This is a genomic window from Curvivirga aplysinae, from assembly GCF_009711445.1.
GTDB lineage: Bacteria > Pseudomonadota > Alphaproteobacteria > UBA8366 > Aestuariispiraceae > Curvivirga > Curvivirga aplysinae.
In genome coordinates this window covers 1-15,929 of sequence record NZ_SMMC01000131.1, presented here as the reverse complement: position 1 = coordinate 15,929, position 15,929 = coordinate 1, and the positions used below count along the sequence as shown (strand labels likewise).

The following is a 15,929-nucleotide window of genomic DNA, read 5'->3' as shown; positions in this document are numbered from 1 at the left end:
AGGTGCTACTATAGATGGAAGGCTATCTTATTCTTGATTGGCACTTGAAGAACAACGATAGGGCGGGGATTAATTTATAAATGCTCAAAAACTATAAGATTTCTCATAAAATTTATGCGTTACTAGCCGTAAGTATACTTGTTACGATTACAATTTCATCTTACGCCATCTATCAGATGACTTCCATTGGTAAGGAAATTGAAGAAATCGCCGAAGAAGATATGCCTCTTACAAAGAAAATTACAGCGATTACAATTCATCAGTTAGAACAAGCTATTTTGTTTGAACGGGGCATTGCGCTCGGATTTGAGATGGAGAAAGAGCCATCGATTCGTGTGAAGTTTGATAAGTTATATCGTACTTTTGAAGGTTTAACTAAATCCGTTCAGCAAGAAATTATTGATGCTGAAGAACGTGTTGAATTAGCGATTGAACATGTGGCTGGGACCGCGGCGGAAGCAGAGTTCAAAAAGTTACTAGCGATCTTGAAGAATGTTGAAAAAGAGCATGATGAATATGACAAACTTGCTTTAGATATGCTTAAAAAGGTTTCAAATGGTGAATGGGATGCGGTGATCAAGGGGGCTGAGAAAATTCAAATCCTTGAAGATCAAATCGATCATGAACTGGAAACGGCACTTCATGAGATTGAAGCCTTTACCGAACAGGCTTTGTTAACAGCAGAAAATCATGAAAAATCAACTTTATATACCTTGACGGTATTAAGTATTATTTCAATCGTTGGATCATTGGTCATTGGCGTCAGTTTAGTGACAACAACCACATTGCAAATTTCATCTATGGTGGATGCGATGAAGGAATTGGCTAAGAAGAATATGGATATCCGTATTCCAGGGCTTGGTCGAAATACAGAGATTGGCCATATGGCTGATGCCGTTGAGATTTTCCGTGAAAATATGATCAAAGCAGATGAATTGGCGGAAAAGGATCGCCAAGTTCAGGAAATGGCTGCCAAACGTGCTGCCTATATTGAAGAACTGAGCTTGAATTTTGATCGTGATGTTGCAGATGCCATTCGATATGTATCCGAAAACGCTGAGTTGATGAAGGGGACAGCGGAGGCCATGAAAGGAATCGCCGTATCTACGTCTGAACGGTCCGTTGTTGTATCTTCTGCTGCAAATGAGGCAGCAACCAATGTGCAAACTGTTGCATCCGCAGCAGAGCAGTTAACGGCGTCTATTCGTGAAATTAGTCACCAAGTTGCGATTTCAGCACAAATTTCTACCAATGCCACAGGTCAGGCAGATGCGATTGCACAACAAATTAAAGGTTTGGATGAGGCCGCACAGAAAATTGGCGATGTGATGGGACTTATTAGTGAAATTGCTGATCAAACCAATTTACTTGCATTGAATGCAACTATCGAAGCGGCGCGTGCTGGGGAGGCCGGTAAAGGTTTTGCCGTTGTTGCAAATGAAGTGAAAAATTTGGCTAATCAAACTGCGAATGCAACTGGGGAAATCGATATGCAGATTACTCAAGTGCAATCTGCGACTAAGGAAGCAGTGAGGGCAATCGGCGAAGTTGTTGGGACCGTTGGGCAGTTAAATGAGACTTCCAGTGGTGTTGCCAGTGCCATTGAAGAACAGGAAGCCGCAACTGGTGAGATTGCGATGAATGTGGAACAGGCTGCACGTGGAACACAAGAAGTGACCGATACAATTACGGAAGTAAGTGTCGCCGCGAATAAAACAGGTGAAGCTTCCATGAATGTGTTGGAGATTTCAGGGGCATTGCTAGAAAAATCTGAATTCCTGACAAGCCAAATTCAAATATTTCTTAAAAAGGTACGTGAAGCTTAAAAATGGCTCTCCTCGATTGATAAAAATGGCTCTTCCTTGCGAGGAGCCATTTTTTTATGGTGCGATGAAAACTTAGGAGCTTGCTATGTATATTCCGTCTCATTTTGAAGAAAAAAATATCGAAAAAGCGTATGAGATTATTGATCAATACGGTTTTGCTACTTTGGTGTCACCACATGATGATACGCGGGAAAATAATCCTTATATCACGCATCTCCCGTTTTTGAGGGATGGCAATATCCTCCTTGGACATGTAGCCCGCCCAAATAAACATTGGAAGCGATTTGAAGATAAGACGCTACATACAGTCATTTTCCAAGGTGCACATGGCTATATTTCTCCACGTTGGTTTGAAACCAAGGATCAAGTACCTACTTGGGCTTATGCTATAGTGCATGTGACAGGTGTGATTAATATTATTGATGATGTGAAAGAGATTAATAACTTTATGAAGAAGTTATCATATCAGTATGAGGGAGCTAAAGGTTGGTCCCCATCAGAAGTTGACTCTAGAAAATATGAAGCACTAAAGCGCGGTATCGTTTGTTTTAAAATGGAAATATCAGATATTCAATGCAAGCTTAAACTTAATCAGAATAAACCAGAAATAGATCAGAAATCTGTATTATCGATCTTAAAGGATCAAGGAGATGAACCTGCATTGGTAAAGGACATTAGCAATGTTATGGCACCAAGTTAAATGCATCAATCATGATCGGTGATTGACGAAGTTTATCACCTACATATAGGGCTCCATGCCGTGTAAGATGGCCGCCATCATATGATATCAGACGGTTTTCTGTGTCAAAGATTGGGCATGAATTTGTTGAATCGCAGATAAATTTGGGAATATCCAAAATATATGGGATATCTAATTTTCTTATGAATTCATTTGTTTTGTTTACGCTATCAGGAACTTTTTGCCGGAAACCAGTTCGTTTCGTTTTTGGCATATATAAAAGCTCTTGTGGGTTAATCTGTCCAAATCCTTTTGTCGTGGCGAGCACAATATCGGCTTCAGTGATCGCATCAAGGTTATCATAGGTTTCCTGTAAATACGGAAGATGCCATTGTGCCCAGGAAGAGACTAAAAATATATAATCGGCCTTTTTCGTTAATTCTATAAGCTTCTTATCTTCATATCCCGGATAAAGATAGCAATCATGGCTTTGGAATTGTGAAATATCACGGCTGGTATAAAGGTTCCCACAATTTCCTGGGATTGTGTAAGTTACAATATTTACATTTCGTTCGTAGCTATTTTCATAAATCATATTTACGAAGTCTTTAGCATAGCTATCTCCGATAATAAGAACATTTTGTTGGCCGTTTTTTTCAGGAAAAGATTGTTCAGAAAGTATATTAAAACGTTTATCAACATATTTTCCCTCCTCCACATAACTTAAAGACGCTAAATATTGATCTTCAGCATCGAAGCGATGGAGGGCTCCTTTCGAATAATATCCTACTGTGCCAAGGCAAATCAAAAATAGTAAGCTTGTAATCGAAAGCATTAACGTGGATCGTTGTGTTAAACGATACTGTTTGGATCTAAAGGGCTGTTCAATATATTTCCAACTAAGACCGGAAAAGATGAAAGTTAATATAATCAGAAGTATAATTGTTAAATATGAGAGATGATTTGATGATAAAATACGTGAAAAGGCAAAGATAGGTTGATGCCATAAATAGGCGCTATAACTAATCAATCCAATAGCGACTAAAGCTTTCAGGGAAAGAAATTTGGAGATAGCTGTATCGCTCTTTGCATAAAGAATAATTAAAGCGGTTCCGATCACAGGTAATAAGGTATAGAAGGAAGGGAAAGGTGTTGTCTTATCATATAAGAAAATAGACAGGATAATAGATATGAAGCCGACTAGAGCGAGCAAATTATTTCCTGAAAATTGCTTCTTATGTAAGATAAATGCACATATACAACCTATCAGTAATTCCCAAGCACGAGTTGGTGTTAGGTAAAAATTTGCAACGGGATTAAAACGCCATCCATATTCAGCAGTCGCAAAACTACTTAGAGCTCCCAAAATAATCAGCCATAATGCCCATTGTTTTCGTAAGCGCCAAATTAGTAGAAGAAATATTGGAAAGATAAGATAGAACTGTTCTTCAATCGCTAGGCTCCAGGTATGAAGCAGCGGATTTTCTTCAGCGGATCGGGCAAAATAATTAACCTCGGTCCAAAAGAAAATGTTGGAGGCAAAGAGGCCGACAGCGATAATTGTTTTAGATATTTCTTCTAACTTGAATGGTAAAGTGAAGAAATATCCAAATATTAAAATTGCTAGAGAAACCGCAACAAGTGCAGGTAATATACGTTTTGCGCGACGTTCGTAAAAACGTAGAATAGAGAAATCGCCCTGTTCCAGTTCTTTCAACAAAATAGAGGTGATTAAGTAGCCACTGATAACAAAGAAAATATCAACACCAACATAGCCACCGCTGAAAATTTGAAAGCCAGCATGAAATAAGATGACTGGGATTACTGCAATAGCACGTAAGCCATCTATTTCAGGACGATATTTCATTTAATCAGATATCTTTAAATTCTTACACGTTGAAACGGAAGTTAAAGATATCACCGTCTTTTGCGAGATATTCTTTACCTTCCAGCCGCATTTTACCAGCTTCTTTTACCGCGGCTTCGCTACCTGCTTCGATATAATCATTATATGCCGTTGTTTCTGCGCAGATAAAGCCACGTTCAAAATCGGTGTGAATAACGCCAGCTGCATTTGGTGCTGTTGCACCGTTTTTCACGTTCCATGCGCGTGCTTCTTTCGGACCGACGGTGAAGAAAGTGATTTGATCAAGAAGTTGATAGCCTGCGCGGATAACACGAGCCAAACCTGTTTCTTCCAAACCAAGATCTGCAAGGAATTCAGATTTTTCCTCTTCTGTTTCCATTTGCGCAATTTCAGCTTCGATTGCGGCAGAAATAACAACAGAACCACAACCTTGTTCTTCTGCCCAGGTAGCAACTTTCGCAGATAACTCATTACCTTCTGACGCAGAATCTTCTTCTACGTTACACACATAAAGAACAGGTTTAGATGTGATAAGCTGCATGCGTTTTAGACGTGGTTTTTCATCTTCATCAATTTCCATGGCGCGGACTGGTTTGCCGTCGCGAAGAACTTCCAAACAACGTTCCATTAACTCGATATCAGCTTTTGCTTCTTTATCGCCGCCACGTAATTTCTTGGTTAGGTTTGCGACGCGTTTCTCAAGGCTTTCCATATCGGAAAGCATCAATTCTGTCTCAACCACATCTGCATCGCGGATTGGATCTACAGACCCATCCACATGCGTAATATCGCCATCTTCGAAGCAACGTAAAACATGGCAAATGGCATCTACTTCGCGAATATTACCAAGGAACTGATTGCCTAGACCTTCACCTTTAGAAGCTCCCTTAACAAGGCCCGCGATGTCTACGAATTCTAATTGTGTAGGAATTACTTTTTGTGAGCCTGCAAGTGCTGCCAGCTTGTCCAAACGGGTATCCGGAACAGATACACGACCTGTATTCGGCTCAATCGTACAGAAAGGATAGTTTGCAGATTCCGCTGCTTGTGTTTGTGTTAATGCGTTGAAAAGTGTGGATTTACCAACATTTGGAAGACCAACGATACCGCAATTAAAACCCATGGTTTTGATCCTTTATTGATTAGGACAGAGCGAAATCTCTGTACCGGAGCCAGCAGGCCCAACTCAGTTATGAATTATTTAGCTTGTCTTTAGCTTTTTGAAAAGCTGCGGCTAAACCGGATAAGGCAGGTTTAGTCACTTCTGTCTGTTTTTGTGGAGATGAAACTTTTTGAGGGGCGCTATTTTTTGCAGCTGCCAACGCATCTTTTGTTTCTGTTTTCTTTTGATTGGCAGGTGGGTTCATAATGACACTAACCTTAGTCATAAATTTCCCACTGCCTTTATTGATGTCTTCTGCCTCTAGTAACTCTGGCAACGCATCAATCACCGCATTAATCTGTTTGTTAATCAGATCGCGATCCTGTTTTCCAAAGTCACCCAATACATAATTGGAAACTTTATTTTTATCACCGGGGTGACCAATACCTAAACGGATTCGGGTATAATCTTTGCCAATATGGGCATCTATACTACGTAGACCATTATGCCCACCATGGCCGCCTGCAAATTTTACTTTTAGGCGTCCCGGTTGAATATCCAGTTCATCATAAATGACAAAGACATCTTGCGATTCCAATTTGTAGAAACGCATAGCTTCGCCAACAGCTTGGCCTGAATTATTCATATATGTATGTGGCTTGAGAAGTAGAACTTTCTCTGTTCCGATACGGCCTTCGGAAATCATACCTTGGAAACGAGATTTCCAAGGACCAAAAGAAGAATGGCGGCGAACGAGTTCGTCCACCGCCATAAAACCGATATTGTGGCGGTTGTTTTCATATTTCGGGCCAGGATTGCCCAAACCAACCAGCAACAACATAAAGTCTTACTCTTCAGATGTAGCTTCTTCTGCTTCACCTTCTTCTTCTGCATCATCAGCAGAAGCCGCGCCTTTAGGTGCTGCGATATTCACAACAACTGGGTCACGGTCGGTAATTGCAGAGGCAACACCTTCTGGCATGTCAATGTCGGAGATACGGATTGTATCGCCAACTTGAGCTGTCGCCAAATCAAGTGTGAATTCAGAAGGAACGTCTGTTGCAGCACAGATAACTTCAACTTCGTGACGTACGTAGCTGATGATACCGCCTGCTTTAACACCTTCACAGGAATCTTCGTTCAAGAAAACAACAGGAACGGATACGTTAAGTGTTGTGTTTTTACCAGCACGCACGAAATCAACGTGCAATACTTGATCAGAAACTGGGTGGAACTGAACGTCGCGAACCAAAGCTTTTTCTTTGGAACCACCTTCAACGTCAACTGTGTAAACAGTAGAGAAGAAGTGGCCGCTTTCTAGACCTTTCCAGATTACACGTGGGTCAACAGACACCATAGACGGGTCTTTGTTGTCACCGTAAATTACACATGGTACGAGGCCTTCACGACGGATAGCGCGAGCTGCCCCCTTACCTGCTCGTTCCCGCTTTACAGCTGGGATAACAGAAATATCACTCATGGAAATCTCCTAATAAATGAGTGTTAAAACAGTGGGTATATTGCAAGAAATTTACCCATAGGTTTAAGGTCCAACCTCCAGGGGTGTTAGACCATGGCGCGGCTTATAAGGAAAAGTCGGATAAAATGCAACCCTAATCTGCTAATACTTATATATAAAAAGGGTCGCGTTAGAATGCGACCCTGAATAGTTCTACAGAAGAAAAGTACGATCTTATTCGAAAAGAGAAGAGACAGATTTTTCTTCATAAATGCGTTTAATTGCTTCGGCCAATAGTGGAGAAACAGGAACTTGCTGAATATTATGACTCGCACGCATGGCTTCGGTTGCCTGAATGGAGTCTGTAACAACTAATGCTTCTAATGGAGAAGACGCCACGCGGGCAACGGCACCGCCTGATAAAACACCATGAGTTACATAGGCACTTACAGATTTTGCACCTGCATCTTTCAATGCTTTTGCTGCATTGCATAATGTTCCAGCACTATCAACGATATCGTCAATCAAGATACAGCTACGACCTTCTGGATCACCAATGATGTTCATAACTTCGGAAACACCAGCTTTTTCACGACGCTTGTCGATAATTGCCAAATCACAATCTAAACGTTTTGCCAAAGCACGTGCACGCACAACACCACCAACATCCGGGGATACAACCAACGGAGTATCTTCCTCTGACAACTGGCTTTTCAAATGTGTATGTAGAACAGGTAAGGCGAATAAGTTATCTGTCGGGATGTCAAAGAAACCTTGAATTTGTCCGGCGTGTAAATCAATGGTTAAGACACGATCCGCACCTGCTGTTTCGATCAGGTTTGCCACCAATTTAGCAGAGATCGGGGTACGTGGGCCTGTTTTGCGATCTTGACGCGCATAACCGAAATAAGGGATCACGGCTGTAATACGACGGGCAGATCCGCGTTTCAATGCATCAATCATTACCAACAATTCCATGAAGTTATCGTTGGTTGGGAAGCTTGTTGGTTGAACAACGAATACATCTTCACCACGTACATTTTCTAGGATCTCTACAAAGATTTCCATGTCGGAGAAACGACGGATAGAAGCTTTTGTAAGGGGAACACCTAGATAGGCAGAGATGGATTCAGCAAGAGGGCGGTTGGCGTTACCAGAGAGGATTTTCATGAAAGTATCACTCTTTATTTAGTGAGGCAGCTACTTCAACGGGCAGGTGCCTAGGTTTTGATCCTGACGAAAATGCCTGATGCATTATCAACAATGCTGGATCACTGCAAATTCCAAGTCTTCCTATAGCAAAGATGGGGATAATTTGTAAACGACTCTTCGCGCTGATTCAGATGAAAAGTGAATCTTTTTTGACGGTTAGGAAAATTATAGTTCGAATGTGACTAATTTGCTCTTTGTAAAAGAAGTTCGTCTAACGTTAAGGCAGCATCCTGAACAACCCCAACAGCAATGATATAAGCTGTATCACCCCAACGTTCGTTAAGTTGACCGTGGGGAATATTATTTTGCTGCTTTATGCTTCGTAGTTCATTCCCAAGATGGTCTTGAAAAAGCCAATCGATACGCACTTGATCTTGAGTATCATTAAGTTGCTTAACAAGAATAGCACCTGAAATAACTAGATCTGCGCGGGCGGTGTCTTCAACAATTTTGATACGTGCTTTTTTCAAGATGGAAATGATATTACGTTTTAACGCAATATTACCGTCACCGGGTGCACCTACTATCCGCAATAATTTGACACTTATATTGTTAAGATTTTGCTGTTTATTGAGTGCATCAATCACGTCAGGTTTTAAGGTAATTGCAACTTGCAATGCGATTTGATTGGCGAGTTGTTGTTCTACAATATTTTTTGAAACATCACTAGAAATAGGCAGGGCAGTTTCTTTGGTCTTCAATTCGTCATATTGATTATCAAAGAAATCCCAGACATAGCGAATTTCTTTTTCTTTATGAACAATGCTACCAGATAAATGATAACTTTTATCTAGGCTATCCGTTTGCGTAACTGGTATATTATATTGTGCTAAACGCTCAATCAATAAAGATGCGAAGCGTTGGTCGTCTTCATTATCACTTGTTTGATAATAGATACCCCGAGCATCATCAGGAATAATTAGGATATTGGAAAGTTTTTCATCTTCGCTTTGCGTTTTATAGGGGCGAGGGATTTCACCACAAGCTGCAATTATGAAGACGCATAGTATCGCGAGGAAATGTTTAAACAACGAAGAAGCATCCTGCGATCATTGCAAGAAAGAAAAAGGCAAATAACTGGATTAGCCAAGGCATAAGTTGATCCTTTATTTCGCGAGTGAAATCGCCGAGATTTGACGACCATAGTCGGGTTCTTTTGCTAAAGTGGTGCGACGATAGCTGTAAAACAAGTCTTCGTTTTCTCTGGTGTCCCAGTCTAATTTCGTAAATGAAGCCAGACCAAGCGTTGCGAGTTTATCTAGAATAAAACCGGGAAGATCAAACATAGAATGGCGAGGGCGTTCGCTTGGGCTGAAGTATTTAGTGTTAACTGAGTCTCTGGTGACAAATTCCACAACGAATTCGGAACCGACTTCATAAGAATGTTGATGAATACAGGGACCTAATACAGCCTTGATATTGCTGCGATCAGCGCCCAGTTTTTCCATGGCGCTGACTGTATTTGCCATAACCCCACCAATGGCGCCCTTCCAGCCTGCATGACAGGCACCAATAACAGATGCTTTTTCATCCGCGAAAAGAACAGGGCCACAATCAGCGGTCAGGATACCAAGGGCTATATCATCGCGTTTAGTCGCAAAACCGTCGGCTTTTGGACGTTGCATACTGTTCCACATATCCAGATCAGGTTTACTGTCAATTGTCACGACTTCTGCGGAATGAATTTGATAAAGGCTTAAGAGATAGGCTTGATCCACTTTTAATTTTACCGCAACACGATCACGGTTTTCTTGAATTTTATCAGGATCATCGTCTGAACCGCTGCCGCAGTTTAAGCCTTTATAAATACCTTCGCTGACTCCACCACCCCGTGTAAAGAAACCATGGTTAATACCACCTAATTTCAAACTATCATCTGTAAGAATATGTTTGTCTTCAATCATCAAAATTTATCCTGCTTCAAATCCGGCAAGAGGGGCGCCATCAGCGGCACGTATCGCTAACATCTTAAATAGGCTGCCCATTTCTTCATTATCAGTCAAGCGTTTGAGCGCACTGCTAATATCTTGCTTTTGTTTGTCATTTCCATTGGCAGAAAGTTGTGCTGCACGTGCTTCGATTCCCATTCTTTGTAAAAACAAACCTTGTTCTAATAATGGCAAACTTTCACATCCAATTCGATTAAAGGCATTGGCGATGGCTTGAAAATCAACATGTGCTGTTAAGTCAGCCTCACCGCAATGATCCAGGCAATCACAAAATTCATGGTCTTTAAGGGCCTGAAAACTATCACCTGTTGCAGATTGCGCATATCCATAATCAATGAAGAGACCAACGCCATTGCTGCGGGCAATATGGTCGGCCATTATTTCGGCTAACGTTATCGAAATAGGACTCACTTCGGCGATGCTACCTGTTTCTGCTTCCTTAATGATCATTTCGGAAAGCATTGCATCCAAATTAGTTTTTCTTGCATTTAAGCTCCAGGCAAAGCCTTTACTCTCATCATCCCAGATAATAACTCGTTCACGCCACCCAAGGTCTGTTTTCAGCAACTGATGAATCGGAAGCGCATCAAAAAATTCATTGGCGATAAAGAAATGTGGAGAATCAGGTGAAGGGGGAGGCAGACTGTTAAGGTCATCATGCCATTCGGCAGAATATCCGCCTAATGTTTGTTTTTGTGATTGGCGTAGGGTGGAGCTGGTTTCAACTAAATGAATGTGGAGGCTTTTTTGAAAACCCGGCGCCATTTTAGTCGCACGTAGGATGTCTGACATTAAAGTACCACGTCCCGGGCCACATTCTATAAGGTGGCATTCTTTTGGGCTGCCTCTATCAATCCACGCTTGGGCAAACCAAAGTCCGATTAACTCTCCAAACATTTGAGATATTTCGGGGGCTGTGATGAAATCGCCAGCTTTACCAAAAGGGTCCCGTGTAATGTAATATCCATATTCTGGATGCCCAAGGCATAGCCCCATATAGTCAGCGACAGACATAGGGCCTGTGCCTTTAATATGTTGGCGAATGACATGGGCAAGTGGTGTCATAGATTAAGCTTTCTTCTTTGATTTTTTTGAAGGGGTGTCTTTTTTAGGTGTTTTGCTTTCTTCAATTGGGTTTTTATAGGCACTCCATACTAAATAACCGCCATAAAGAGCCATCGGTACGGATAACCATTGTCCCCAAGTGGTGTTGAATGGTAGGCCTGTTGTTAAAACTTCAGGTTCACGGAAAATTTCACCAATGGCACGAGCAATACAATATCCGATTAAAAATAGGCCTGAAATTAACCCCGGACGTTGGCGAGCGTTCAAGAACTTATACGCACCGAATGTCACAAGGAATAACAATATTCCTTCCATTGCGGCTTCATAGAGTTGGCTTGCATGGCGTGGTTCCGGTCCTGCACGGGGGAAGATCACCGCCCAGGATACATCGGTTACGCGTCCCCAGAGTTCTTGATTGATAAAATTGGCAATGCGGCCAAAGAATAAACCAACCGGGGCCACAATCGCAGCGACATCAGCAAGCCAGAAGAATTTCAGCTTATGCTTTTTAGCAAATAGATACATGGCGCCAATCACACCAAGTAACCCCCCATGGAAGGCCATGCCGCCTTCCCAAACATAAAGAATTTCTATGGGATTGCTTAAATAATAGCCCGGATAATAGAATAAAATATGGCCAAGGCGACCGCCGATTATGACACCGAATACAGCCCAAGTGAGGAATTGATCAATATGGTCCGGTTTTAGAAGATGAGGTGAGCGTCCTGCGACGCGCATTCCGTATCGCCAAGCAAAAACAAGGCCTGTGATATAAGCAAGTGCATACCAACGAATTTCAATAGGACCAAGGGCTAATGCCACCGGATCAATTTCAGGGAAGTGGAAGGGACCCATCTGCTAACCTTATCTTTCTTTATCTGACGCCAAGTTGAACTTCTTAACGATACCAATCTTCTGTTGCTAAATATTTACGGACATATTCACTGACGCCATCTTCCAAGGATGTGCCGTTATGGTCATACCCTTCCGCACGAAGCTTTTGCATATTGGCTTCAGTGAAATACTGATAATGTTTACGAATATGTTCTGGTGTGTCGCGGTAACTGATCTTTGGTTCCAAGTCCATGGCCTTAAAGACGGCTAAAGCGAGATCTTTGAAGCTTCGCGCTTTCCCGCTACCACAGTTAAAGATACCGGATGTTTGATGATTTTCATAAAGCCAAAGCATCACATTTACCACATCACCTACCCAGACGAAGTCACGCATCTGTCCGCCATCTTCATAATCGGGGTGATGGGATTTAAATAGAACCGCTTCACCATCTTGTTTGATTTTGTTGAAAAGCTGAACGGCCACAGATTCTTGTCCGCCTTTATGATATTCATTCGGGCCATAGACATTGAAGAATTTCAGACCGGCCCATTGGCGTGGGGCATAGCCTGCTGTTGCCATTTGTATTGCGCGTTGATCTGATACCTTCTTGGACCAGCCATAGGGATTTAGTGGTTGTAACTTATTAATTGCTTCTAGGTTTTGATCATCCTCAAAACCAAGTTTGCCATCCCCATATGTTGCCGCAGAAGAGGCATAGATTAAACGTGCTTGATTACGCGCGCACCAATCCCAAAGGTTTTGGGTGAATTGCACATTATTGCGCCAAATGAAATCTGCATCTGTTTCTGTTGTGGTTGAAATCGCGCCTAAATGGAAGATGCAATCCACATTTTGACCATTACTTTCAAGCCATTCCATCAGGTTGTCGGGATTTATAATGTCGGCAACATTATGTTTGGCAATATTTTTCCATTTGCCGCCATCACGTAAGCGATCGCAAACAACGATCGGACCTATGCCTTTATCTGATAATTCACCTACAAGGTAAGAGCCGATAAAACCTGCGCCGCCGGTCACAATAATCATGAAATTTAGCCTTATTTAATCAAAGAATTATTCTCAAGGTTATAAGCTGCGTTCTTTGGCATTGCAACGCTGGCCCTTCCTGCCTATATCTAAGGTGTAATTTTGCTCTGCCAAGGAATATTTTACTTGTGAGGGTAAAAATCATGTTATCCATAAATAACCTGTTTGAAATTCAGGAGGCATCCCATGCAAACCAAAGGTAAACTTTTTGATGATGTAGCTAAAGTGGCGAATTCTGCTGCTGGTGTTTTCTCCGGCTTTAAAGGCGAGATCGAAGGTTTGGTGAAAGATCGCATCGAACGCATGATGGTCGAAATGGATCTGGTGACCCGTGAAGAGTTTGATGCGGTGCAGGCGATGGCGGCAAAAGCGCGTCAGGAGCAGGAAAAATTGGCTGAGCGTGTTGAAACACTGGAGGCGGAAGTTGCCTCTTTAAAGAAACCAGCAGCCAAGAAAACTACGGCTAAGAAGGTTGCTGCAAAAAAGGCATCGTCTGATTAAGTGATTCGAAAGTAACGAATCAGGCTTTATTTTATAAAAATCAAATGTTTAAGCGTGTTTTGCGGTTTGTGTGGCAAACACGCTTTTTGGTATACTCCACTAGATAGGGTATATATTCCCAATCTGACATAAAAATTTCATGAGAAACTTGATTTTCGGCGATGCCTGCTAAACTGCGGATTTGACTCGCTTATCCACAACCCCTTGTGTATCGAACCTGTTTTTATCCACAAGATTTTGCTTGTGTATAGGAATTCTTTCTTGAGTCAGAAAGAGGCATGTGGCACTCTACATCTATTGAAGAAATAAGACTTATCCACAAGATGTCGGGGGTGGCAATACCGTCGGTATCATGAAATAAAGGACGAGTCGTCACAGGCAGTACCGGTTAATTCAGTAACCTGTATAGGGGAATAAAAAGCATGTCTTTGACAGAAATGGAATTTGCAGTTTCCTCACCTAGCCCAATAGATATTGTTGAAGCTATGTTTCGCGCGAATGAATGGCCATTTGAGCGTACAGAGTATGACGAAATCTTTGTGGAGATGGCGGGGGGATGGTGTGATTATGAAATGTTCTTCGCATGGCGTGAAGATCTGCAATCCCTTTATTTTGCGTGCAAATTCGATATGAAAATTCCTGAAAGCAAACGCAAAGGAATTAACGATCTTTTGGTCATGATGAACCAAAAAATTTGGATGGGGCATTTTGATCTGTCTCAGGAAGATGGATCACCCATGTACCGGAATACAATCCCGGTGCGTGGATTGTCTCAGGTGAGTGTCGAAATTTTGGAAGATATGATGGATGTCGCATTGGTTGAATGTGAACGTTTCTATCCTGCGTTCCAATTCCTAGTCTGGGGTGGTCATGCACCGGAAAAGGCAATATCGGCAGCTCTATTGGATTGCGCTGGCGAAGCTTAGGAAAAGTTTTGCATAAGGACAGACTTGGTCCCCAATAAATCTATTTGGGATGCGAGGACGATAACTGACATCAATTAGAAATTGATGTCAGTAGATGGGTTTTACATCAATTTCTTACCGTTCGGAACATGGCTATCTGGTGTGTTTAGGACGATGCCACCATTTTCATCTTCATACCCTAATACCAAGCATTCAGACATGAACTTGCCAATCTGTTTTGGTGGGAAATTAACAACAGCCGAGACTTGTTTGCCTACCAATCCTTCAGGTGTGTAATGAGCCGTGATTTGTGCTGACGTTTTACGTTCACCGATTTCAGGGCCAAAATCAATCCACATCTTAATTGCTGGAACACGTGCTTCGGGATAGGCCTCTGCACGAATGATAGTGCCGACGCGGATGTCCACTTTTAGAAAATCATCGAAGGTAATTGTAGGCATTCGTTATTCCCTCATTCATGAATTTGATCTTGTATTTGTATCGGCGTAACTTGATCGATTTTTTTCTGAATTCCAAGGACAATTCATTCTTTCCCAAGAAAATTATGGATTTAAAAGGTGGTGGCTCGCTGGTCGGTGTATTGTAACAGCTGATATGCCATAAAAAAGAGGCCAGCTTCACAAGGAAGCTGACCAGTTAGAACCTCAATAGGGAGGAGGTATAAGTCTTCGGCTTTAACCGAAGTAAAATCTATATGTTAATTAAGCAGCAGCTTTTTTGCTTTTAGCAGGAGCCGCAGGTTTCTTAACAACAGATTTAAATTCGTCTAGCTGAGCATTCAAACGAGTGTTCAAGATATCAAATGCTTCGGATTGAGAGCTAGCAATTAGCTCTGCAATTTCACGCATTGTAGCAACAGATTTCTCCAAAGCTTCTTTGGTCAAATCAGCTTGTTTAGCAATTTTGTCTTGTGGTTCACCCGCAGCTGTCATCTCAGAAATAACATCTTTGCTTTCTTCGATAACTTTGTTCAGTGTATCTGCTTGTTTTGCAAAAATAGCTTGCACACCTTCAACCGCAGCTTTGTTTGCAGCGGCAACAGCTTCAAAATTCTTTTGTTGTGCAGCGAAAATCTCTTCCAACTTAAGTTCTGGAAGGTCGAATGCTTTTGCATCAAACTTTTCAAACATTTTTGTGAATTCTTTGCCGGAGAATGGATTATTCTCTGGGTTCAAAAACGGATTATTCTTTGGATCAAAGAAGGGATTGTTCTTGAAATCCATGAATGGGTTTGTGTTTGTCATCGGTTTATCTCCTAATGTTGCCAATCAAAACGACAGGGGAAACGGTTGTTGAAGGGCTAAAAAAATCTATTGTTGCGGTGCAACATGAGTATAGATATAGGAGAAATATTGCGCCGCGTCAATATTTTTTGTTGCAGCGCAATATTAAGTTTTTATGAATCGATCCTATCTGTATGTTTTATAATGATAAAGTTTAAAAACAATTATTTATATTGCA

16 protein-coding genes are annotated in these 15,929 nt (G+C 41.6%); 4 read left to right on the top strand and 12 right to left on the bottom strand.

The genetic code is table 11. The features are described 5' to 3' along the window. The first annotated feature begins 80 nt into the window (after nt 1–80). Nucleotides 81–1,826, top strand: coding sequence for a methyl-accepting chemotaxis protein (locus E1160_RS04230; RefSeq protein ID WP_155153755.1), 1,746 nt, complete (start codon nt 81–83; stop codon nt 1,824–1,826). Nucleotides 1,827–1,911: 85 nt separating this feature from the next. Continuing rightward, nucleotides 1,912–2,526, top strand: coding sequence for an FMN-binding negative transcriptional regulator (locus E1160_RS04225; RefSeq protein ID WP_155153754.1), 615 nt, complete (start codon nt 1,912–1,914; stop codon nt 2,524–2,526). Here E1160_RS04225 and E1160_RS04220 read toward each other — a convergent pair. The 10 genes from E1160_RS04220 to rfaD all read right to left on the bottom strand — a co-directional run bounded on the left by E1160_RS04220 (nt 2,510) and on the right by rfaD (nt 13,041). After that, nucleotides 2,510–4,372 carry an acyltransferase family protein gene (locus E1160_RS04220; protein WP_155153753.1) on the bottom strand — a complete coding sequence of 621 codons (1,863 nt, stop codon included), beginning with the start codon at nt 4,370–4,372 and terminating at the stop codon, nt 2,510–2,512. The genes E1160_RS04225 and E1160_RS04220 overlap by 17 nt on opposite strands. A 22-nt stretch (nt 4,373–4,394) precedes the next feature. Next, complete coding sequence (gene ychF, locus E1160_RS04215; protein WP_155153752.1) at nt 4,395–5,495, bottom strand: redox-regulated ATPase YchF; 1,101 nt, start codon at nt 5,493–5,495, stop codon at nt 4,395–4,397. Nucleotides 5,496–5,562: 67 nt separating this feature from the next. After that, entirely contained in the window at nt 5,563–6,315 is a 753-nt protein-coding gene (pth, locus tag E1160_RS04210; protein WP_155153751.1) for an aminoacyl-tRNA hydrolase, read from the bottom strand. A 6-nt stretch (nt 6,316–6,321) separates the two neighbouring features. Next, nucleotides 6,322–6,954, bottom strand: coding sequence for a 50S ribosomal protein L25/general stress protein Ctc (locus tag E1160_RS04205; RefSeq protein WP_155153750.1), 633 nt, complete (start codon nt 6,952–6,954; stop codon nt 6,322–6,324). 213 nt (nt 6,955–7,167) lie between these two features. Next, nucleotides 7,168–8,103: a ribose-phosphate pyrophosphokinase gene (locus E1160_RS04200; RefSeq protein WP_155153749.1), complete on the bottom strand. Its 936-nt coding sequence runs from the start codon at nt 8,101–8,103 to the stop codon at nt 7,168–7,170. A gap of 224 nt (nt 8,104–8,327) precedes the next feature. Then, complete coding sequence (locus tag E1160_RS04195) at nt 8,328–9,176, bottom strand: hypothetical protein (protein WP_155153748.1); 849 nt, start codon at nt 9,174–9,176, stop codon at nt 8,328–8,330. Between the two features lie 75 nt (nt 9,177–9,251). After that, entirely contained in the window at nt 9,252–10,049 is a 798-nt protein-coding gene (gene pgeF / locus E1160_RS04190) for a peptidoglycan editing factor PgeF (RefSeq protein WP_155153747.1), read from the bottom strand. Between the two features lie 6 nt (nt 10,050–10,055). After that, entirely contained in the window at nt 10,056–11,159 is a 1,104-nt protein-coding gene (locus E1160_RS04185) for a class I SAM-dependent methyltransferase (protein WP_155153746.1), read from the bottom strand. 3 nt (nt 11,160–11,162) lie between these two features. Next, complete coding sequence (gene lgt, locus E1160_RS04180) at nt 11,163–12,014, bottom strand: prolipoprotein diacylglyceryl transferase (protein WP_155153745.1); 852 nt, start codon at nt 12,012–12,014, stop codon at nt 11,163–11,165. A gap of 43 nt (nt 12,015–12,057) precedes the next feature. Further along, a complete protein-coding gene (gene rfaD, locus E1160_RS04175; protein WP_155153744.1) occupies nt 12,058–13,041 on the bottom strand; it encodes an ADP-glyceromanno-heptose 6-epimerase in 984 nt (327 codons plus the stop codon). 186 nt (nt 13,042–13,227) lie between these two features. On the opposite strand from rfaD, the gene E1160_RS04170 reads away from it, so the two are divergent. Together E1160_RS04170 and E1160_RS04165 are read left to right on the top strand one after the other, a co-directional pair. Then, nucleotides 13,228–13,542, top strand: a complete 315-nt coding sequence (locus E1160_RS04170) for an accessory factor UbiK family protein (RefSeq protein ID WP_155153743.1) — start codon at nt 13,228–13,230, stop codon at nt 13,540–13,542. Nucleotides 13,543–13,964: 422 nt separating this feature from the next. Continuing rightward, nucleotides 13,965–14,468 (top strand): type III secretion system chaperone family protein, encoded by a 504-nt coding sequence (locus E1160_RS04165; protein WP_155153742.1) that lies wholly within the window; start codon nt 13,965–13,967, stop codon nt 14,466–14,468. Nucleotides 14,469–14,569: 101 nt separating this feature from the next. Here the strand turns inward: E1160_RS04165 and E1160_RS04160 are convergent, their stop codons facing one another. Together E1160_RS04160 and E1160_RS04155 are read right to left on the bottom strand one after the other, a co-directional pair. Continuing rightward, complete coding sequence (locus tag E1160_RS04160) at nt 14,570–14,908, bottom strand: tRNA-binding protein (protein ID WP_155153741.1); 339 nt, start codon at nt 14,906–14,908, stop codon at nt 14,570–14,572. A 261-nt stretch (nt 14,909–15,169) separates the two neighbouring features. Beyond that, nucleotides 15,170–15,712 carry a phasin family protein gene (locus E1160_RS04155; protein WP_155153740.1) on the bottom strand — a complete coding sequence of 181 codons (543 nt, stop codon included), beginning with the start codon at nt 15,710–15,712 and terminating at the stop codon, nt 15,170–15,172. Nucleotides 15,713–15,929 lie beyond the last annotated feature (217 nt).